This is a genomic window from Xanthomonas sp. WHRI 1810A (assembly GCF_040202885.1).
Classification (GTDB): domain Bacteria; phylum Pseudomonadota; class Gammaproteobacteria; order Pseudomonadales; family Pseudomonadaceae; genus Aquipseudomonas.
Genome location: NZ_JBEGED010000013.1, coordinates 160111 through 180983 on the forward strand (window position 1 = coordinate 160111; position 20873 = coordinate 180983).

Sequence of the window (20873 nt, forward strand, 5' to 3'; positions counted from 1 at the left end):
CGCCGCGTGGACAGCGCAACCGCTCATCAGTCAATCGAGTTCATTCACTGAATCAGGCCGAATTCCTTGGCCAGCGTTTTGTAGTCGTTCACGCTTTTCTTGACGTAGGTGTCCAGCTCCTGACCGGTCATGGCGAACGGGAACAGCTCGCGCTGATCACGCAGCTTGGCGAAGTCTTCGGACGCGAGCAGCTTGTCGAACGCCGCCTTCCACCAGTTGTATTCTTCGTCGGTCACCTTCGGCCCGAGGTAGAAGCCACGCACCACGGGCCAGACGATGTCGTAGCCTTGCTCTTTGGCAGTGGGAATGTTCTTCATCTCCGGCTCGTCCAGACGCTCGTTGGCGAACACCGCCAGCAGGCGCATGTCACCGCTCAGGATGTGCGGCATGGAGTCGGAAATGTCGGTACTGCCCACCTGAATGTGGCCGCCGAGCAAGGCGGTCGCGATCTCGCCGCCGCCTTCGAGGGCCACGTAACGCAGGTCGCGCGGGTTGATTCCGGCCGCCTTGGCGATCAGCGCGGTCTGCATCCAGTCCTGGCTGCCCACCGTGCCGCCTGAGCCGATCACCACTTTGCTTGGGTCGGCCTTGAGTGCCTTGACCAGGTCATCGAGGTTTTTGTATGGCGAATCGGCTTTCACCGCAATGGCGCCGTAGCTGGTGCCGACGGCCGCGAGCCAGCGCACCTGATTCTCGTCATAGCGCCCGAACTTGCCTTGGGCGAGGTTGAGCAGCGAACCGCTGGACCAGGCCACCAACGTGCCCGCATCCGCAGGACGCTGCGCAACGACGGCGTTGTAAGCCACGGCGCCCACGCCACCCGGCATGTAGGTCACGCGCATGGGCTTGGACAGAATCTTCTCGTTGACCAGTGCGCTCTGCACCAGCTTGCAGGTCAGGTCGAAGCCGCCGCCAGGGGAGGCGGGGGCGATGCATTCAGGTCGTTTGGGTTCGTTGGGCTCAACGGCCCAGAGTTGAGTGGCCACCAGCATGCAGCTGGCGGCGACGCTGAAACGGCGCAGTGTCGGGTTCATTGATCTGTCTCCAGAGGAGTTGTTGTTCTTGAGGTGTTGGGGTCATCAGGTAAACGGCTTGCGATCATCAAGCAGGCAAAGGGTTACTGCGATGATCGATAGAAGGAGGCATGGCGAAGCGACGGGTACGGGCAAGCCGTATCGTTGGGTTGTACAGAGCGTATCTGGGGGCAAAGCGGGAAAGCAGGGACAGGGCCCAATACTTGAAGGCGTGGCATCGCGGTGACTCCGATATTGTTTTTATTGTTGAAAACGCATCGAGGCGCTTTTCGTTACGACTCGGGTCACTGGAACCGTAACAAGTCGTGACTTGATCGTAGTCGGCGAAGCTTTCATGAACCTTTCAGCTACCTTTCAATAATCCTGGACTGAACCTACACGGACCGGCCCCGAATATGTTTGCTGTACGCCGGCCCTTCACAGCGCCCACGGCGCCTGTAAACTCCGCCTCCACCCCACGCCTCATATCGGAGAAGTCGATGCGTGTATTGCTCGTCGAAGACCATCTGCAACTGGCTGACAGTGTTGCGCAGGCGCTGAAGAGTGGCGGGCTCACCGTTGACGTCCTGCACGACGGCGTGGCGGCTGATCTGGCGTTGAGCAGCGAGGAATACGCCGTGGTGATCCTGGACGTGGGCTTGCCGCGCATGGACGGTTTCGAGGTGCTGGCCCGGCTGCGCGCACGGGGCAAGAACCTCCCGGTGATGATGCTGACCGCCCGCAGCGACGTGAAGGATCGGGTCCACGGCCTGAATCTGGGTGCCGACGATTACCTGGCCAAACCCTTCGAGTTGTCCGAGCTGGAAGCGCGGGTGAAGGCCTTGCTGCGGCGCAGCGTGCTGGGCGGTGAACGCCAGCAGCGCTGCGGGGTGCTGGCGTACGACCTGGAAACCCGACGTTTTTCCGTGGGCGAAGACCTGCTGACCCTGACCTCCCGCGAGCAGTCGGTGCTTGAGGCGCTGATCGCGCGGCCTGGCCGGGTGATGAGCAAGGAGCAGCTGGCTGCCCAGGTGTTTGGCCTGGACGAGGAGGCCAGCCCCGATGCCATCGAAATCTACGTGCATCGCTTGCGCAAGAAGCTCGATGGCCAACCGATCGCCATCGTCACCTTCCGTGGCCTGGGTTACCTGCTGGAAAGCCGCGATGCCTAGTTTTTTTCCAGACCGGGAAAACAGTCTGCGCTGGCGACTGCTCTGGAACCTGGGGCTGTTGCTGGTGGTGTTGATGATTTTCAGTGGCATGACCGCCTACTGGAACGGGCGCGAGGCCGCAGACACCGCGTACGACCGGACGCTGCTGGCTTCGGCGCGCACCATCGCCGCCGGCCTTTCCGAGCGCGACGGCACGTTGAGCGCGGACGTGCCGTATGTGGCCCTGGACACGTTCGCCTACGACAGCGCCGGGCGGATTTACTACCAGGTCAACGACATCGACAAGCGGTTGATCTCCGGTTACGAAAACCTGCCCGGTCCGCCGGCCGGCACTCCGCGCACCGACGCGTACCCGGCGCTGGCGAAGTTCTACAGCGCCCGCTATCAGGGGCAGGACGTGCGCGTGGTCAGCCTGCTCAAGGCGGTCAGCGAACCCAATATGAACGGCATGGCCGAAATCCGCGTGGCCGAGACCGAGGAAGCGCGGATCACGATGGCCCGTGGCCTGATGGCTGACACCTTGTTGCGACTGGGCATGCTCGGCGGCGGCGCACTGCTGTTGGTGTGGTTCACGGTCAGTGCCGCGCTGCGCCCGCTGGATCGCCTGCGCACGGCGGTGGAGGAACGCCAGCCGGACGACTTGCGCTCCCTGCCGCTGGTGGAGGTCCAGCACGAGTTGCGGCCACTGGTCAGCTCGCTCAACCATTTCACCGAGCGGCTGCGGCTGCAGTTCGAGCGACAGGCGCAGTTTATCGCTGATGCCGCCCATGAATTGCGCACGCCGCTGGCCTCCATCAAGGCCCGCCTGGAACTGGGCTTGCGCGACAGCGACCCGGCCGCCTGGCGCTCGACGCTGGAAACCGCCGCCGCCGGCACCGACAAGCTGACCCATCTGGCCAACCAGCTGTTGTCCCTGGCCCGTATCGAAAACGGCGCGCGCGCCATCTCCGAAGGCGGTGCCGAAGTATTGGACTTGAGCCAGCTGGCCCGTGAACTCGGCATGGCCATGGCCCCTCTGGCCCACGCCCGGGGCGTCGCCCTGGCATTGGAGGCCGACGTGCCGATCTGGCTGAGGGGTGAGCCGACCCTGCTCAATGAGCTGCTGAGTAACCTCATCGACAACGCCCTGGCCCACACGCCTCAGGGCGGCAACGTCATCTTGCGGGTCCACGCGCCTTGTGTGCTGGAGGTTGAGGACGACGGGCCGGGCATTCCGCTGGAAGAGCGGGGTCGGGTGTTTGAACGCTTCTATCGGCGTAATCAGTCCGGGTCCGGCCTGGGACTGGCGATCGTGGGGGAAATCTGTCGCGCGCATTTGGCGCAGATCAGCCTGCACGACGGGGCGGAGCGAGGCTTGAAGGTGCGGGTGAATTTTGTGCCGCTGGATCCGTGTTCTGTCTGATCCAGCCGCTTGCCATGTTGGAGCGAGGCTTGCCCGCGAAGAGGACGTCACGGGCAATAAAAATGTGGCGACTGAACGGCCGTCTTCGCGGGCAAGGCTCGCTCCAACAGGTTTCAACGCTAATAAAGCAGCGTCATCGCCTCGTTCATCTGGACGATCAGTGCGCCCTCTGCGGGGTTGAGACCCAGCTGCTTCACCGCTGGCAGGACGCTCATGTCGGTGTTTTTGTAAGGGTGGCCTGTCACGTCGTGAACATGCACGGTCGCCACTTGCACCAGGTCAACGTAATCGGCCTTGTGGGAAACGCGGGAAAAATTCTGGAATTGCTGCGGAACAATTGCCAGGGCGTCAGGGAAATCCCAGGACCGCAGCAGCCGCTCGCCAATCACCGGGTGAATGCGTTCGATCACATGATTGAGGCTGACGGCGTCGGACAGCAGTTCATAGTTGTCCTCGGCGTAGGTCAGGATCGGCAGCACGCCAATCAGGTGCACCAGACCCGCCAGCGTGGCCTGGTCGGCCCGCAGGTGAAAGGTGCGCTGGCTCAGGCTGCTACTGATGCCGGCCACCTGCAGGCTCAGCCGCCAGATGTCGCGCATCTTGCTTTCGATTACCGGCGACTTGGCGTGAAACATCTGCTCGACCACCAGACCGATGGCCAGGTTGCAGGTGTAATTGACGCCCAGTCGGCGAACGGCCGTCATGACATCGCTGACTTCAAAGTTCGGACGCAGCAGGGGGCTGTTCACCACCTTGATCAGGCGTGCCGACAACGCGGTGTCAGAACCGATGACCTTGCTGAGGGCGGCGATGCTGATTTCGGCGTCTTCCGCTGCAAGACGGATTTTAAGCGCTACTTCAGGGAGTGTTGGCAAAAACAGGGCGTCCTTGTCGATCGCCCGGATCAGGTCCCTTTGCACCTCGTCAGCCATCTTGCTCATTTCGCATCTCTGGGGCGTTGGAAGGAATCGCCACCTGCGCCGCGGTCGTCCCGCAAGACGATGGATACGCTGACGCCGGATCGACGTGGGTGTAGCAAGCGGTTAGCGCTGTGTCTCAAGTTTGCTGTCCAGGGTGTAGGGCAAGTCCAGCAGGCGTAGCGCGGGACCGTCTGCCGAGCCCAGGTGGATGTGGCCATCCTCTGCGGCATCCGCCTGCAACACGGCCAGCAGTTCAATGCCTTCTGGAGTGCTCGCAGCGATAACAACCTCGCCGACAGCACTGGCATGCACCGGGGAGAACAGTGCAACCCCAGCTTCAGGCAACTCGCCATCGTCAAGGTTCAAGCGATAAAGGCGGCGCTTGAGTTTGCCCAGATACTGCATCCGCGCAACGATCTCCTGGCCGGTGTAGCAGCCTTTCTTGAAGCTCACGCCGCCGACCGCTTGCAGGTTCAGCATCTGCGGGATGAAGGTTTCACGGGTCGGCCCCACCACCTGGCCGATGCCGGCACGGATCTGACCCAGCAGCCATTCGTTGAGCGGAAGATGTGGGAGCACACCGGCAAGCCGCGTCTCGACAGCGGCGGCCTGATCGGCGCGGACCCAGAGCTCGGCACGGCCCGGCGACACACGAATCGCGATCAGGTCATCGGCCCGCACGACGGCGTCGGTGTCCTGAGGCAATTCCAGGCCCAGTGCGACCAGCGTGCTGTCGCTGTTGCTCAAACCGAAGCGGGTCCAGGACGCGCTTTCATCGGTCAGCTTGGACTTGGAGAACACGGCGTATTTTTTCAGGTCGAGCAATTGCGCTTCAATCAGCTCGCTGGCCATCGCCAACAGGTAGCCATCCCCTTCGGGCAGGATGCGGAAACTGGATTGCATGCGACCTTTTTGCGTGCAGCGCGCACCGAGGGTCGCTTTGGCGTCGCTCAGGTAATCGATATTGCAGGTCAATTGGCCCTGAAGGAATTTGCCGGCGTCCACGCCTCGAACGGCGAGAACACCTTCGTGGGAGAGGGTGCAGAAGAATGCTGAGTCGGCCATGGGTCATCGCAGGGTTAAAGTCTGGGGCACCATGATAGTGCCGAGTGTCATCGATGGGTATATGAAAACTGCCGAGACGAAGTGCAAGTGCGCCCGTCGGTCATGGCCCTGTATACTCGCCGCCAAATTCGAGGAGCCCTCCATGGTCGAAGATGTTGAACTCAATCGCCTCTTCTGGCACAGCCGACGCGGCATGCTGGAGCTGGATGTCCTGCTGGTACCGTTCGTCAAAGAAGTCTATCCCCACCTCAATCAGGTCGACCGCGACCTCTATGTGCGTCTGCTGACCTGCGAAGACCAGGACATGTTCGGCTGGTTCATGCAGCGGGCAGAATCCGAAGACCCGGAACTGCAGCGCATGGTTCGGATGATTCTGGACCGTGTCCAGCCGAAGTGAGCGCTTCGAATGCCGCTGGCAGGCGTCGCGCCGCCTGCTGGCGGCGTACATCGGTGTCCAGTGCCTGGCGCTGATTGCCCTGTTTTTCCTGAACGTCCCCGTCTGGATCAAAGCCATCGGCGTGCTGTTGTGCCTGTGGCACGGCGTTCGTTATCTGCACCGTGTGGTTTTGCAGCGTGACGAGCGGGCGTACACCGGTTTACGCCGTGATCCTGGCGGCTGGCAGGTGTGGAGCGAACGTTCTGGCTGGCAGGGCGTGCAATTGCGGCGCGACAGCGTGGCGTTGCCGCTGCTGGTGATCCTGCGTTTCCGCGTCACCAGCGGCGGCTGGATGGATCGCTGGTGGGTCTCCAGCGTCTGCATTCCGGCGGACGCGCTGCCGCCGGAGACCCATCGACGCCTGCGTCTGCGGCTGAAGTTCAGCCGGCGTAGGTGGGCGGCACCAGAATAGTGTCGACGGCCTCAGGCAGCAGGTCCGGGTAATCCAGCGTGTAGTGCAGCCCTCGGCTTTCCTTGCGCGCCATGGCGCAACGAATCATCAGCTCGGCGACCTGCGCCAGATTTCGCAGCTCGATCAGATCGCGGCTGACCTTATAGTTGCTGTAGAACTCATCGATTTCATCCAGCAACAGCCTGACCCGGTGAGCGGCTCGCTGCAGACGCTTGGTGGTGCGCACGATCCCGACGTAATCCCACATGAAACGCCGCAATTCATCCCAGTTGTGGGCGATGATCACGTCCTCGTCCGAATCGGTGACCTGGCTGGCGTCCCAGGTGGGCAGCCGTTGCGGCTCTGGGACAGCGTCCAGTTGCGCAATAATGTCGTTCGCCGCCGAGCGCGCATAAACGAAGCATTCGAGCAGCGAATTGCTGGCCATGCGATTGGCGCCGTGCAGCCCGGTCAGGCTGGTTTCCCCGATGGCGTAAAGGCCCGGCACGTCGGTTCGTCCCTGCCGATCGACCTTCACGCCCCCGCAGGTGTAGTGCGCGGCGGGCACGACAGGGATCGGCTGTCGGGTGATATCGATCGAAAACGCCAGACAGCGCTCGTACACGGTCGGGAAGTGCGTCTTGATGAAATGTGCGGGCTTGTGGCTGATGTCCAGATAAACGCAATCGATGCCCAGCCGTTTCATCTCATGGTCGATGGCGCGGGCGACGATGTCCCGTGGCGCCAGTTCTGCACGCGGGTCGAATCGCGGCATGAAGCGTTCGCCGTTGGGCAGCGTCAGGTACGCGCCTTCACCTCGCAGGGCTTCGGTGATCAGAAAGCTCTTGGCCTGGGGGTGATACAGGCAGGTGGGATGAAACTGGTTGAATTCCAGATTACCGACCCTGCAGCCCGCGCGCCAGGCCATGGCTATGCCATCGCCGCAGGCGCCGTCGGGATTGCTGGTGTACAGATAAACCTTGGCAGCGCCGCCGGACGCCAGCACTGTAAAGCGGGCGCTGTGGGTATCGACCTCGCCGCTCGATCGGTCCAGAACATAAGCGCCGAGGCAGCGTGTCCCTTCCAGACCCAGGCGCCGCTCAGTGATCAGGTCAATGGCCACACGCTGGTCCAGCAACTCGATATTGTCGCGGGTTCTTACCTGAGCCAGCAGGGTGTTGAAGATCGCGGCGCCGGTCGCATCGGCAGCGTGGATGATACGCCGATGGCTGTGACCGCCTTCGCGCGTCAGGTGAAATTCGAATCCACCGTCTTCATCGGTGGTCGGGTCGTCACGGGTAAACGGGACGCCCAGGTCAATCAGCCATTGGATGGCTTCACGGCTGTGCTCGACGGTAAAGCGCACGGCGCCTTCATCACACAGCCCACCGCCTGCGTTAAGGGTGTCCTCGACGTGGGATTGAACGGTGTCGGCAGTGTCCAGAACGGCTGCAACACCCCCCTGAGCCCAAAATGTCGAACCGTTCGCCAGATCGCCTTTGCTCAGGACTGCTACACGTAAATGATCCGGCAAGGTCAGCGCAAGGCTCAACCCGGCAGCACCGCTGCCAATCACCAGCACATCGTGATGGAAATGTTCGCTCATCTGAATTTGGCTCTCTTATTCGGCCACTAGTATATGTAGGGGTGTACCGGCACAATAGCGGCGATTTTACGGCATCGTGAATCCACAGCGGGCCCGGATTGAGTGCAACCCCGAGCACCGTGCATACCGTCATACCGTCAGGCATGTTCGAACCGTCGAAGGGCTTTCCTAGGCTTCGTCCTGCATACGGAGTGCCGTGAGTCTTACACCCCTAAAGGAATGTGGAACTTTTCATAAAGTGCCACGTTCAATAGAGGGTTGCCGATAAAGGGACAGCGTCGGCGCCAGGTGAGGATCAATCAATAGCCATTGCCAGCGCTTCGACGACAAGATTATTCACGCAGCCGACCTGGTTCGGGCTGCGTTTTTCGTGCGTGCCGCCGTCGCGCGCCGGAAACTTGCTTGAAGGGGGGAGAACTTTTGCGAAAAGCCCGAGTCTATTTTTGCAAGCCTGTTGAAGAGCCGATGCAACGCTCCTTTAAGCTCTATGAGGAGTATGCATGCTAACCCAGGAAGAGGATCAGCAACTGGTCGAACGCGTACAGCGCGGCGACAAGCGAGCCTTTGATCTGCTAGTGGTGAAATATCAGCACAAAATTCTTGGATTGATCGTGCGATTCGTCCACGACACCCATGAAGCTCAAGATGTTGCGCAAGAAGCGTTTATCAAAGCGTATCGCGCACTTGGAAACTTCCGCGGAGACAGTGCCTTTTACACATGGCTGTACCGCATCGCCATCAATACGGCGAAGAACTATCTGGTGTCGCGAGGTCGGCGACCGCCGGACAGTGATGTGAGGTCTGAAGACGCGGAGTTTTACGACGGCGATCATGGCCTCAAGGACATCGAGTCGCCGGAGCGGGCGCTACTACGGGATGAGATCGAGGGCACTGTCCATCGAACTATCCAGCTCCTTCCGGAAGATTTGCGTACCGCTTTAACTTTACGTGAGTTCGACGGTCTGAGTTACGAAGACATTGCTAGTGTCATGCAGTGTCCGGTTGGCACCGTGCGTTCACGCATTTTCCGCGCTCGGGAAGCCATTGATAAAGCCCTGCAGCCTTTGCTGCAGGAATCCTGAGACAGCGGCGATAGCCAAAAGAGAGGAACCGCCATGAGTCGTGAAGCCCTGCAGGAATCGCTGTCCGCGGTGATGGATAATGAAGCGGACGAACTGGAATTGCGTCGAGTGCTCAGTGCAATCGACGATGCGGATACACGTGCCACATGGTCGCGTTATCAGATCGCACGTGCCGCGATGCACAAGGAATTGCTGATCCCGCACCTGGACATCTCGGCGGCGGTCGCTGCTGCTATCGCTGATGAGGTCAGTCCGCTCGAGGCGGGTCGTGGCCCATGGCGCACGCTGGGTCGCCTGGCCGTCGCCGCTTCGGTGACAGTTGCCGTATTGGCCGGTGTACGTTTGTACAATCAGGACGACATCGCTGGCGCACAAATGGCGCAACAGTCGGCACAGCCTGCCAACCTTGCACCACAGGTGAAAGGTCCGGCAGTATTGGCGGGCTACACTGAAAGCGAGCAAGCGCCAGGCCCTATGGCCAGCGGTGTGTTGCAAGGGCAGGCCGGCTGGCACGATCAGCGTCTTCCAGGCTACCTGCGTCAACATGCTCAGCAAGCTGCGTTAAAGGGTACTGAGAGTGCGCTGCCTTACGCTCGCGCTGCCAGTCTGGAAAACCGTTAAGGAGGATCATGCGTCCCATCCCTCTATTGCCGATTCTGCTAGGTGGATGGCTGGTCCTTCCAGTTCATGCCGATGATGCGCAAGACCAGCTCAAGCGTCTTGCGCAGGCAGAACAGTCTCAGAACTATCAGGGCACCTTCGTTTACGAACGAAACGGTAGCTTCTCCACTCACCGAATCTGGCATCGCGTCGCTGATGGCAAGGTTCGTGAGCATCTTCTTCAGCTCGATGGCTCTGCCCAGGAAGTGTTGCGCGTAGACGGGGTCACCCAATGCGTGAGCGGCTTGCTGGCGCCCGGGCTGAACAATATTCCCGATTCCCCGGCCCATTCGTTCAACGCAGCCAAGTTGTCGGCGTGGTATGACATGGCGGTTGCGGGGAAATCGCGAGTCGCTGGTAGACCGGCGGTAATCGTTAGCCTGACGCCGCGCGACCAGCACCGTTACGGCATCGAACTGCATCTGGACGCAGAGACGGGTTTGCCGCTGAAGTCGCTGTTATTGAGTGACAAAGGGCAATTGCTCGAGCGCTTCCAGTTCACAGAGCTCAACACCACTGACTTGCCTACTGATCAGATGCTGGCGCCCAGCGCGGATTGCAAACAGGTTGAAGTCGCCAAGGCGAAAACCGACACCCAGCGTTCCGCACCCGTTGCATGGCGTTCGGACTGGCTGCCGGGCGGTTTTGAGCTGAGCAGCGCCGCCGCCCGCAAGGATGCCGATTCGAAAGCCCTGGTCACCAGCCTCATGTACGACGACGGGCTGGCGCGATTCTCGGTTTTCATCGAGCCTGTTTCCGGTGCAGCGGTCACTGACATTCGCACGCAACTGGGGCCGACCGTTGCAGTGTCTCGCCGGCTCAATACCCCGAAAGGGGATGCCATGGTGACCGTCGTAGGCGAAATTCCGATGGGCACCGCCGAACGTATTGCCTTGTCGATGCGCAACGATCCGGCTACCCCCAGCAAAAAATGATCTGACAGCGCGGCAGGCGCCCACTATGAAAAAGGTTTCATTTCGGGCTACTCCGCGTTTCCATCCAGTGTTTCCGGCCCTCGGGCCCACCTCTGAAATGTTTGGTGGGTTTTGCAGGTTGCAAACAATCAAATTATTTTCTATAGGTCACAGCTTCGCAGCTCTGGCCTTTGTCGTTTTCGGGATTGGAAAGCTGCCTGAGAGAACCGTGCCGCACTATGCTGCATCGCACCCATGCTCTTCAGACCTGCCGGTCTGTACCGCTTAACCATGCTCGTTATGAACGGGAGCCGTATGTCCATACCTCGCTTGAAATCTTATCTTTCCCTGATGGCTGCCGTGCTGATGCTCGGCCAGGTTGTCACCGCTCAGGCGGAGGCGTTGCCAGACTTCACCTCGTTGGTGGAGCAGGCCTCGCCCGCCGTGGTGAACATCAGTACCCGCCAAAAACTTCCCGATCGTGCCGTGGCGCAAGGACAGATGCCTGATCTTGAAGGTCTGCCGCCGATGTTGCGCGAGTTCCTCGAGCGCAGCATGCCACCTGGGTCGCGTCCGCCGGGATCCGGTTCGGGCAAAGGGGACCGCCAGCGTGAAGCGCAGTCGTTGGGGTCGGGCTTCATCATTTCCACCGACGGTTATGTGCTGACCAATAACCACGTCATCGACGGCGCAGACGAGATCCTCGTGCGCCTTGCCGATCGCAGCGAGCTAAAAGCGAAGCTGGTCGGCACCGACCCTCGGACTGACGTTGCCCTGCTGAAAATCGAAGGCAAGGACCTGCCTACGGTCAAACTGGGCAATTCCGACAAGCTGAAAGTGGGCGAGTGGGTGTTGGCCATCGGTTCGCCGTTCGGCTTTGATCACTCGGTGACCAAAGGCATCGTCAGCGCCAAGGGCCGCAGCCTGCCGAACGACAACTACGTGCCATTCATCCAGACCGATGTCGCGATCAATCCGGGCAACTCGGGTGGCCCGTTGTTCAACATGGCCGGTGAAGTCGTGGGTATCAATTCCCAGATATTCACCCGGTCCGGCGGCTTCATGGGCCTGTCGTTCGCGATTCCCATCGATGTAGCGCTGGATGTCTCCAATCAGTTGAAGGCCAGCGGCAAGGTCAATCGCGGCTGGTTGGGTGTAGTGATTCAAGAAGTGAACAAGGATCTGGCCGAGTCGTTCGGGCTGGACAAGCCTGCCGGCGCGCTGGTGGCACAGGTGCTTGACGATGGTCCTGCTGCCAAAGGCGGCCTTCAGGTGGGCGACGTGATTCTGAGCGCCAATGGCCAGCCGATTGTGATGTCGGCTGACTTGCCCCACTTGATCGGCAATCTGAAAGACGGCAGTAAAGCCGAGCTTGAGGTTATCCGCGACGGCAAGCGTCAGAAGCTGACCGTCACCGTGGGCGCACTGCCTGATGAAGGCAAGGAAATGGGGTCTTCCGAAGACGGCGCTGAGCGCAACAGCAATCGTCTGGGCGTGTCGGTGGCCGAACTCACTGCCGAGCAGATGAAGAGCCTGGACCTCAAGGGCGGTGTGATCATCAAGGATGTGCAGGACGGTCCTGCATCGTTGATCGGTCTGCAGACCGGCGATGTCATCACTCACTTGAACAATCAGCCGATCACCTCGACCAAGCAATTCACTGAAGTGGCCAAAGACCTGCCGAAGAACCGCTCGGTGTCGATGCGGGTGCTGCGTCAGGGGCGCGCGACGTTCATCACCTTCAAGCTGCCGGAATAATCGGGCGGCGCGGTAAAAAAAGGAGTGGCCATGCCGCTCCTTTTTTGTGCCCGCCCAACCTGCGACGGTGGGGCGCGGAGTGTGAACGTGACGCCCCAGCCTTCCTTCAGGTACAATTCCCGGCTATTTTTCGGCGGGCAATCTGCCTGCAATCTTTTGAGTGTTGATCCGTGAGTGATTTGAGTCATATCCGCAATTTCTCCATCATCGCCCACATTGACCATGGCAAGTCGACGCTGGCCGACCGTTTCATCCAGATGTGCGGCGGCCTGTCCGAGCGCGAGATGGAAGCTCAGGTGCTTGACTCCATGGACCTCGAGCGCGAGCGCGGGATCACCATCAAGGCCCACAGCGTGACCTTGTACTACAAGGCGAAAGACGGCATCACCTATCAGCTCAACTTCATTGATACCCCGGGTCACGTTGACTTCACCTACGAAGTCAGCCGTTCGCTGGCCGCGTGCGAAGGCGCGCTGTTGGTGGTCGATGCCGGTCAAGGTGTTGAAGCCCAGTCCGTTGCCAACTGCTACACCGCCATCGAGCAGGGCCTTGAGGTCATGCCGGTCCTGAACAAGATCGACCTGCCACAGGCTGACCCGGACCGCGTCAAGGAAGAAATCGAAAAGATCATCGGCATCGATGCCACCGACGCTGTCGCCTGCAGCGCCAAGACCGGCCTGGGCGTCGACGAGGTGCTGGAGCGTCTGGTCGAGACCATTCCTGCCCCGACCGGCAATATCGAAGACCCTCTGCAAGCCCTGATCATCGACTCCTGGTTCGACAACTACCTGGGCGTCGTTTCCCTGGTGCGCGTCCGTCATGGCCGCGTCAAGAAGGGCGACAAGATTCTGGTGAAGTCCACCGGCAAGCTGCACCTGGTGGACAGCGTGGGTGTCTTCAATCCCAAGCACACCGCCACCGTCGACCTGAAAGCGGGCGAAGTAGGCTTCATCATCGCCGGCATCAAGGACATTCACGGCGCGCCGGTGGGTGACACCCTGACCCTGAGCACCACCCCGGATGTCGAGGTGTTGCCGGGCTTCAAACGCATTCAGCCTCAGGTCTACGCCGGCCTGTTCCCGGTCAGCTCCGACGATTTCGAAGACTTCCGCGAAGCGCTGCAGAAGCTGACGCTGAACGACTCGTCGTTGCAATATTCGCCAGAGAGTTCTGACGCCCTGGGCTTTGGCTTTCGTTGCGGCTTTCTCGGCATGTTGCATATGGAGATCATCCAGGAGCGCCTCGAGCGTGAATATGATCTGGACCTGATCACCACCGCCCCCACGGTAATTTTCGAATTGCTGCTGAAAACCGGTGAAACGATCTACGTCGACAACCCCTCCAAGCTTCCAGACCTGTCAAGTATCGAGGACATGCGCGAGCCTATCGTGCGCGCCAACATCCTTGTGCCTCAGGAGCACCTTGGTAACGTCATTACGCTGTGCATCGAAAAGCGTGGCGTTCAGCACGACATGCTGTTTCTGGGTACGCAGGTACAGGTGACCTACGACTTGCCGATGAACGAAGTGGTTCTGGACTTCTTCGACCGTCTGAAGTCGGTCAGTCGCGGATATGCGTCCCTGGATTACCATTTCGATCGTTACCAGTCTGCCAATCTGGTGAAGCTGGATGTACTGATCAACGGTGAAAAGGTCGACGCCCTGGCGTTGATCGTTCATCGGGACAACGCGAACTACAAGGGACGCGCGTTGACCGAGAAGATGAAAGAACTGATTCCTCGTCAGATGTTCGACGTGGCAATCCAGGCCGCCATTGGCGGGCAGGTTGTGGCGCGTACAACCGTCAAGGCCCTCAGAAAGAACGTACTGGCCAAATGTTACGGCGGCGACGTCAGTCGTAAGCGCAAGCTGCTGGAAAAACAGAAAGCCGGTAAGAAACGCATGAAGCAGGTGGGCAACGTGGAAATTCCACAGGAAGCCTTCCTTGCAGTGCTCAGGTTGGAATAGTCAGGCCCTATGTCACTAAATTTCCCGCTGTTGTTAGTCATCGCCGTTGCTGTCTGCGGTCTGCTGGCTCTGATCGACCTGATCGTCCTTGCGCCGCGTCGGCGCACAGCGATAGCCACCTATCAGGGCAGCGTCAGCCAGCCAGACGTCGGGGTTGTCGAGCAGTTGAACAAGGAACCCTTGCTGGTTGAATACGGCAAGTCGTTCTTTCCGGTGCTGTTCATTGTGCTGGTGCTGCGATCGTTTTTGGTCGAACCCTTCCAGATTCCGTCGGGATCGATGAAGCCGACACTCGATGTCGGTGATTTCATCCTGGTCAACAAGTTCTCGTACGGCATCCGTCTGCCGGTGCTGGATCAGAAAGTGATCCCCATCGGTGATCCGCAGCGTGGCGATGTGATGGTCTTCCGCTACCCGAGCGACCCGAGCGTCAACTACATCAAGCGCGTGGTGGGCCTGCCCGGCGACAAGATTCGCTACACCAGTGACAAGCGCCTGTTCGTCAACGACGAGCTGGTGGCCAAGCAACTGATCGGCACCGAGCCGGGCACACTGGGCAGCGCAGAGCTTTATCAGGAAAAACTGGGCGATGTCGAACACCAGATCCGTCAGGAAATGAGCCGCTACCGTGCGCCGCCTGACAGTGAATGGACCGTCCCGGCGGCTCATTACTTCATGATGGGTGACAACCGAGACAACTCCAACGACAGCCGTTACTGGGATGACCCCAATATTCCCAAGGACGAGCTGGGCATGGTTCCGGACAAAAACATCGTCGGCAAGGCCTTCGCGGTGTGGATGAGCTGGCCGGAACCCAAGCTGAGCCACTTCCCCAACTTCTCACGAGTCGGGTTGATCAAGTGAACACTGCGGCGCTGTTTTTGACAGCGCCGCATGTCATTTCGGCCGGCAACAGCAGGGCGCGAGTCGATTCGCCTTGCATACAAAATTGAAAGGCTATTCTTGAGGTCGCACATGACAGTCGCCGGTCAGCAAAAAGGCTTGTCGTTCATTGGTTGGCTGGTCCTTCTGGCCATCCTTGCCTTCTTTGCAAGTGCCGGGGCGAAGATCGTGCCGCACTACCTCGACTACCTGTCGATCAAGAAGATCATTGAAGCCGTCGGCACCGATAAGGCGGCAGATGTCACGACGGTCGGGGAATTCTACGACTATGTCCGTAAAGGCATGCAGATCAATAACATTCGGGATGTGGATTTGAACAAGGCGTTAAGCGTGACGACGGAGAACAACCGGTTCCTCGCCCATTTGAACTACGAAAGACGAGAGCCACTGATTCAGAACATCGATCTGGTGGTCAAGTTCGACCACGAATTCAGCGTGGGTCAACCGTGAGCGTTTCATTGAGTCGCCTGGAGCGCCAGCTCGGCTATACCTTCAAGGATCAGGAACTGATGATCCTGGCCCTGACCCACCGCAGCTTTGCCGGACGCAACAACGAGCGTCTGGAGTTTCTTGGCGATGCCATCCTCAACTTCGTTGCAGGTGAAGCGCTGTTTGACCGTTTTCCGCAGGCGCGTGAGGGTCAGCTGTCTCGTCTGCGTGCGCGGCTGGTCAAGGGCGAGACCCTGGCCTTGCTGGCCCGAGGCTTCGACCTGGGTGAATACCTGCGCCTCGGTTCCGGGGAGTTGAAAAGCGGCGGCTTTCGTCGCGAGTCAATTCTGGCCGATGCCCTTGAGGCGTTGATCGGTGCGATCTACCTCGACGCCGGCATGGATATGGCGCGCGACCGCGTGCTGGCCTGGCTGACCACCGAGTTCGACAGCCTGACCCTGGTGGACACCAACAAGGACCCCAAGACCCGATTGCAAGAGTTTCTGCAGTCGCGGGCCTGTGATCTGCCGCGCTACGAAGTCGTGGATATCCAGGGCGAACCGCATTGTCGGACGTTTTTCGTCGAATGCGAGATCACCTTACTGAATGAAAAAAGCCGGGGACAGGGTGTCAGCCGTCGCATTGCCGAACAGGTAGCCGCGGCCGCAGCACTCATCGCCCTTGGCGTGGAGAACGGCAATGACTGATTCAACCGCAACACGCTGTGGCTACGTTGCCATTGTTGGCCGGCCCAACGTGGGCAAGTCAACGCTGCTGAACCACATCCTGGGGCAGAAGCTGGCGATCACCTCGCGCAAGCCCCAGACCACGCGGCACAACATGCTCGGCATCAAGACCGAAGGCAGCGTGCAGGCGATCTACGTCGACACCCCCGGCATGCACAAGAATGGCGAGAAGGCCCTCAACCGTTACATGAACAAGACCGCGTCGGCCGCGTTGAAAGACGTCGACGTGGTGATTTTCGTGGTTGACCGCACCCGCTGGACCGACGAAGACCAGATGGTCTTGGAGCGCGTGCAGTACGTGCAGGGCCCGGTGATCCTGGCGATCAACAAGACCGACCGCATCGAAGACAAGGCCGACCTGATGCCGCATCTGGAATGGCTGCAAGGTCAGTTGCCGAATGCGTCGATCATGCCGATTTCCGCCCAGCACGGGCACAACCTCGAAGCGCTGGAAACCCTGATCGCGACCCATTTGCCGGAGAACGATCATTTCTTCCCGGAAGATCAGATCACGGACCGCAGCAGCCGCTTCCTGGCCGCCGAACTGGTGCGTGAAAAGATCATGCGTCAGCTCGGTGCCGAGGTGCCTTACCAGATCACCGTCGAAATCGAAGAGTTCAAGCAGCAGGGCAAGACCCTGCACATCCATGCGCTGATCCTCGTCGAACGCGACGGCCAGAAGAAGATCATCATTGGCGACAAGGGCGATCGCATCAAGCGGATCGGCACCGATGCGCGACGTGACATGGAGCTGCTGTTCGACTCCAAGGTCATGCTCAATCTCTGGGTCAAAGTCAAAGGCGGCTGGTCCGACGACGAACGCGCCCTGCGTTCACTGGGCTATGGCGACCTGTAACACGCCCAGGCGTTCTGATGTGGGAGGGAGCTTGCTCGCGATCACGGTGTAACATTCGGCGTTGATGCTGGTTGTTATAGCGGCTTCGCGAGCAAGCTCCCTCCCACTTCGGTTTTGGGTAGTGTGTGCCACCCTTCAGTCACATCGCGTTCCTTCATCGAGAAATGCATGTCTCCACTCCCGCCCGCCGGCCAACTGGCGTATGTGCTGCACAGCCGGGCCTACCGAGAAACCAGTGCGCTGGTGGACTTCATCACGCCGCAAGGCCGCCTGCGTGCAGTGTTGCGCAGCGCGCGGGGCAAGGCTGGAACCCTGGCCCGGCCGTTCGTGCCGCTGGACATCGAGTTTCGCGGGCGCGGTGAACTGAAGAATGTCGGTCGGATGGAAGCCTATGGGACGTCGTCCTGGTTGGAGGGCGAGGCGCTGTTCAGCGGTTTGTACCTCAATGAATTGCTGATTCGCCTCCTGCCTGCCGAAGATCCTCACCCCGCTGTGTTTGATCATTACGCCGCTACCCTGGTCGCGCTGGCCGAAGGTCGTCCGCTGGAACCCTTGTTGCGCTCGTTCGAGTGGCGTCTGCTGGACGACTTGGGGTACGGTTTCGCCCTCGACGCGGACGTGAATGGCGACCCGCTGTTGGCAGACGCCATGTACCGCCTGCAAGTGGATGCCGGGTTGGAGCGGGTTTACCTGTTTCAGCCCGGTCAGTTTCAGGGCGCCGAACTGCTGGCCATGGCCGAGGCAGACTGGACGGCGCCCGGAGCGCTGTCTGCGGCCAAGCGCCTGATGCGTCAGGCGCTGGCGGTGCATCTGGGCGGTAAGCCGCTGGTCAGCCGTGAACTGTTTCGCAAGCCCTGACGTTTACACCGTATTGCTGTGCCATCCATCGCCAGGCGAACCGGCCTGGCCCGATCAGATTTTCAGGAGAACCCTGTGACCCAAAGCACCCGCATTCTTCTTGGTGTAAACATCGACCACGTGGCCACGTTGCGTCAGGCCCGTGGCACCCGGTACCCCGATCCGGTCAAGGCCGCGCTGGACGCCGAAGAAGCCGGCGCCGATGGCATCACCGTTCACCTGCGTGAAGACCGTCGGCACATCCAGGAGCGCGATGTCCTGCTGCTCAAAGACGTGCTGCAGACGCGCATGAATTTCGAGATGGGCGTGACCGACGAGATGATCGCGTTTGCCGAGCGCATTCGTCCGGCCCATATCTGCCTGGTGCCGGAAACACGCCAGGAACTGACTACCGAAGGCGGGCTTGATGTGGCCGGGCAAGAGGCCCGGATCAAGGCCGCCGTGCAGCGGCTGTCCGCCATGGGCAGCGAAGTGTCGCTGTTCATCGATGCTGATGAGCAGCAGATCGAAGCGTCGAAGCGGGTAGGGGCTCCGGCCATCGAGTTGCACACCGGCCGCTACGCCGATGCGCAGACGCCCACCGAGGTGGCGGAAGAATTGCAGCGCGTGGCGGACGGCGTGGCGTTCGGCCTGGCGCAGGGCCTGATCGTCAACGCGGGCCATGGCCTGCATTACCACAACGTCGAAGCGGTGGCGGCGATCAAAGGCGTGAACGAGCTGAACATCGGCCATGCGCTGGTGGCCCATGCGTTGTTCGTCGGTTTCAAGGCGGCGGTGGCGGAGATGAAGGCGTTGATACTTGCGGCGGCCTACAAAGGCTGAAGCGCCACGCATCACACCCCTGTAGGAGCGCGCTTGCCCGCGATGCGGTGGATCAGATGAGAGGGTATCGACTGAACCACCGCAATCGCGGGCAAGCGCGCTCCTACAATGGAAGGTTACGGCTTGCGCCCCACTATCACCGCTCTGCGCGGCGCCGGCAGGCCTTCCACGGTTTTGCTGTGATCGGCCGGGTCCAGGTAGTCACGCAGGGACTGAAAGCGCATCCATTCCGTACCGCGCTGTTCGTCCACCGTCGTGGTGCTGACGTCCACACAGCGCACGTCGACAAAGCCGGCACGCCGCAGCCACAACTCCAGCGCAGGCACCGAAGGCAGGAACCACACGTTGCGCATCTGCGAATAGCGGTCTTCCGGCACCAGCACCTGCTGCGCGTCGCCTTCCACCACCATCGTTTCCAGCACCAACTCGCCGCCCTTGACGAGACAATCCTTCAGCGCCAGCAAGTGATCGATGGGCGATTTGCGGTGATACAACACGCCCATGGAGAACACGGTGTCGAAGCCCTCAAGCTTGGCCGGCAAGTCTTCGAGGGTGAACGGCAGGTGCCACGCCGGTAGCTCCGGCAAGAAACGCTGCATGGCCTGGAACTGGCAGAAGAACAGCCAGTTGGGGTCCACGCCAATCACGCAATCGGCGCCCGCGCCCAGCATGCGCCACTGGTAGTAGCCGTTGCCGCAGCCCACATCCAGCACGCGTTTGCCGCGCAGATCCAGATGCGGCGACACCCGCGACCATTTCCAGTCCGAGCGCCATTCGGTGTCGACGTGCACGCCGAACACGTTGAACGGCCCCTTGCGCCACGGCGACAGGCCCATCAGCGCCTGGCGCATCTGCACGCGGGTTTGCGCGTCGCACTCGGCTTCGAGCACGAAGTCGTCTTTGAGCTCGACCCGCGTCGGCAGCACAGCGGGAATGGCGTTCAGCGCACCTTGCCAGCGCTCCAGATCGCCGTGGCCCTTTTCCATCTTGGTGTCGAGTTGCGCCTGCAGGCCTTGGGCCCAGGCATACAGCGGGGTGCCCGCCATGCGGCGGACCAGCGGAGCGAGATCAATCATGGCAGGGCAATCAAAGAGGCGAAATTAAGGCACTGGAACCACGGGACGACCGTCGAAAATCCCGCCGCCAGCAAACGTTCACGGTGCTGATCGAGGCTGTCGGGTTTCATCACGTTTTCAATGGCGCTGCGTTTTTGCGCGATTTCCAGCTCGCTGTAACCATTGGCGCGTTTGAACGCCACGTGCAGATCGGTCAACAGCGCCTGTTCCTGCGCATCGTTGAAACGCAGCTTTTCCGAAAGGATCAGAGCACCGCCAGGGACCAACGCCTGACGGATGCGACCCAGCAACGCCAGGCGTTGATCCGGCGCGATGAATTGCAGGGTGAAATTGAGTGCCACCACCGAGGCCGGCTGGAACTCAAGCGCCAGGATATCGCCCTCGATCACGTCCACCGGCAGCAACTCCTGAAACATGGAGTCCTGACCGTTGAGGTATTCCCGGCAGCGTTCCACCATCGCACTGGAGTTATCCACCGCGATCACCCGACACCCCTCAGTCCGCACATGCCGGCGCAAGGCCTGAGTGACCGCGCCCAGCGAGCTGCCCAGGTCATACAGCACGCTGTGTGGCTGCGCGAACTGCGCCGCGAGCACGCCGAGGTTTTCGACAATGGTCGGATAACCCGGCACCGAGCGCTTGATCATGTCCGGGAAGACCCGCACCACGTCCTCGTTGAAAGCGAAGTCCGGCACCTGGGGCAGCGGCTGGGCGAAAATGCGATCGGGGTCTTGGCTCACGGTGATTCCGGTGGGGGCGACGAAAGAGCGGCATTTTAGCCAAATACCGCCCCCGGC

21 protein-coding genes are annotated in these 20873 nt (G+C 60.4%); 15 read left to right on the forward strand and 6 right to left on the reverse strand.

Annotation, left to right across the window (positions count from 1 at the left end; genetic code table 11):
- Positions 1-44 precede the first annotated feature (44 nt).
- Positions 45-1034, reverse strand: a complete 990-nt coding sequence (locus ABQX22_RS19355) for a Bug family tripartite tricarboxylate transporter substrate binding protein (RefSeq protein WP_349801460.1) — start codon at positions 1032-1034, stop codon at positions 45-47.
- Positions 1035-1513: 479 nt separating this feature from the next.
- Between ABQX22_RS19355 and ABQX22_RS19360 the strand changes: the two genes are divergently transcribed.
- On the forward strand, positions 1514-2185 hold the full coding sequence (locus tag ABQX22_RS19360) for a response regulator (RefSeq protein WP_349801461.1): 672 nt from the start codon (positions 1514-1516) through the stop codon (positions 2183-2185).
- The gene (locus ABQX22_RS19365) at positions 2178-3587 is read left to right on the forward strand and encodes a sensor histidine kinase (RefSeq protein ID WP_349801462.1); all 1410 of its coding nucleotides are present in this window, start codon (positions 2178-2180) and stop codon (positions 3585-3587) included. The genes ABQX22_RS19360 and ABQX22_RS19365 overlap by 8 nt, the downstream gene beginning before the upstream one ends.
- A 119-nt stretch (positions 3588-3706) precedes the next feature.
- Here ABQX22_RS19365 and ABQX22_RS19370 read toward each other — a convergent pair whose 3' ends face one another.
- Together ABQX22_RS19370 and ygfZ are read right to left on the reverse strand one after the other, a co-directional pair.
- The gene (locus ABQX22_RS19370; RefSeq protein ID WP_349801463.1) at positions 3707-4528 is read right to left on the reverse strand and encodes an HDOD domain-containing protein; all 822 of its coding nucleotides are present in this window, start codon (positions 4526-4528) and stop codon (positions 3707-3709) included.
- A 102-nt stretch (positions 4529-4630) separates the two neighbouring features.
- Positions 4631-5572 (reverse strand): CAF17-like 4Fe-4S cluster assembly/insertion protein YgfZ, encoded by a 942-nt coding sequence (gene ygfZ, locus ABQX22_RS19375; RefSeq protein ID WP_349801464.1) that lies wholly within the window; start codon positions 5570-5572, stop codon positions 4631-4633.
- 142 nt (positions 5573-5714) lie between these two features.
- On the opposite strand from ygfZ, the gene ABQX22_RS19380 reads away from it, so the two are divergent.
- A complete protein-coding gene (locus ABQX22_RS19380) occupies positions 5715-5969 on the forward strand; it encodes an FAD assembly factor SdhE (protein ID WP_349801465.1) in 255 nt (84 codons plus the stop codon).
- Positions 5953-6420: a protein YgfX gene (locus tag ABQX22_RS19385; RefSeq protein ID WP_349801466.1), complete on the forward strand. Its 468-nt coding sequence runs from the start codon at positions 5953-5955 to the stop codon at positions 6418-6420. Before ABQX22_RS19380 ends, ABQX22_RS19385 begins: the two co-directional genes overlap by 17 nt.
- Here ABQX22_RS19385 and nadB read toward each other — a convergent pair.
- A complete protein-coding gene (gene nadB, locus ABQX22_RS19390) occupies positions 6389-8005 on the reverse strand; it encodes an L-aspartate oxidase (RefSeq protein ID WP_349801467.1) in 1617 nt (538 codons plus the stop codon). The two genes, ABQX22_RS19385 and nadB, sit on opposite strands and share 32 nt — an antisense overlap.
- 500 nt (positions 8006-8505) lie before the next feature.
- Between nadB and rpoE the strand changes: the two genes are divergently transcribed.
- The 11 genes from rpoE to pdxJ all read left to right on the forward strand — a co-directional run bounded on the left by rpoE (position 8506) and on the right by pdxJ (position 19000).
- Positions 8506-9087, forward strand: coding sequence for an RNA polymerase sigma factor RpoE (gene rpoE, locus ABQX22_RS19395; RefSeq protein WP_268797658.1), 582 nt, complete (start codon positions 8506-8508; stop codon positions 9085-9087).
- A gap of 33 nt (positions 9088-9120) precedes the next feature.
- Positions 9121-9708 carry a sigma-E factor negative regulatory protein gene (locus ABQX22_RS19400; RefSeq protein ID WP_349801468.1) on the forward strand — a complete coding sequence of 196 codons (588 nt, stop codon included), beginning with the start codon at positions 9121-9123 and terminating at the stop codon, positions 9706-9708.
- Positions 9709-9716: 8 nt separating this feature from the next.
- Positions 9717-10682, forward strand: a complete 966-nt coding sequence (locus tag ABQX22_RS19405; protein WP_349801469.1) for a MucB/RseB C-terminal domain-containing protein — start codon at positions 9717-9719, stop codon at positions 10680-10682.
- A 294-nt stretch (positions 10683-10976) separates the two neighbouring features.
- Positions 10977-12419, forward strand: coding sequence for a DegQ family serine endoprotease (locus ABQX22_RS19410; protein WP_349801470.1), 1443 nt, complete (start codon positions 10977-10979; stop codon positions 12417-12419).
- Positions 12420-12598: 179 nt separating this feature from the next.
- The gene (gene lepA, locus ABQX22_RS19415) at positions 12599-14386 is read left to right on the forward strand and encodes a translation elongation factor 4 (RefSeq protein ID WP_349801496.1); all 1788 of its coding nucleotides are present in this window, start codon (positions 12599-12601) and stop codon (positions 14384-14386) included.
- A 9-nt stretch (positions 14387-14395) separates the two neighbouring features.
- Positions 14396-15250: a signal peptidase I gene (gene lepB, locus ABQX22_RS19420; protein ID WP_349801471.1), complete on the forward strand. Its 855-nt coding sequence runs from the start codon at positions 14396-14398 to the stop codon at positions 15248-15250.
- Positions 15251-15361: 111 nt separating this feature from the next.
- On the forward strand, positions 15362-15739 hold the full coding sequence (locus ABQX22_RS19425) for a DUF4845 domain-containing protein (protein ID WP_349801472.1): 378 nt from the start codon (positions 15362-15364) through the stop codon (positions 15737-15739).
- Positions 15736-16425, forward strand: a complete 690-nt coding sequence (rnc, locus tag ABQX22_RS19430; protein ID WP_349801473.1) for a ribonuclease III — start codon at positions 15736-15738, stop codon at positions 16423-16425. Before ABQX22_RS19425 ends, rnc begins: the two co-directional genes overlap by 4 nt.
- Positions 16418-17320 (forward strand): GTPase Era, encoded by a 903-nt coding sequence (gene era / locus ABQX22_RS19435; RefSeq protein WP_349801474.1) that lies wholly within the window; start codon positions 16418-16420, stop codon positions 17318-17320. The genes rnc and era overlap by 8 nt, the downstream gene beginning before the upstream one ends.
- A 168-nt stretch (positions 17321-17488) precedes the next feature.
- Complete coding sequence (gene recO, locus ABQX22_RS19440; protein WP_349801475.1) at positions 17489-18178, forward strand: DNA repair protein RecO; 690 nt, start codon at positions 17489-17491, stop codon at positions 18176-18178.
- A 75-nt stretch (positions 18179-18253) separates the two neighbouring features.
- Positions 18254-19000: a pyridoxine 5'-phosphate synthase gene (gene pdxJ / locus ABQX22_RS19445; RefSeq protein WP_349801476.1), complete on the forward strand. Its 747-nt coding sequence runs from the start codon at positions 18254-18256 to the stop codon at positions 18998-19000.
- Between the two features lie 116 nt (positions 19001-19116).
- On the opposite strand, the gene cmoB is transcribed toward pdxJ, so the two are convergent.
- Together cmoB and cmoA are read right to left on the reverse strand one after the other, a co-directional pair.
- Positions 19117-20076, reverse strand: coding sequence for a tRNA 5-methoxyuridine(34)/uridine 5-oxyacetic acid(34) synthase CmoB (gene cmoB / locus ABQX22_RS19450; RefSeq protein WP_349801477.1), 960 nt, complete (start codon positions 20074-20076; stop codon positions 19117-19119).
- On the reverse strand, positions 20073-20816 hold the full coding sequence (gene cmoA, locus ABQX22_RS19455; RefSeq protein ID WP_349801478.1) for a carboxy-S-adenosyl-L-methionine synthase CmoA: 744 nt from the start codon (positions 20814-20816) through the stop codon (positions 20073-20075). The genes cmoB and cmoA overlap by 4 nt, the downstream gene beginning before the upstream one ends.
- Positions 20817-20873 lie beyond the last annotated feature (57 nt).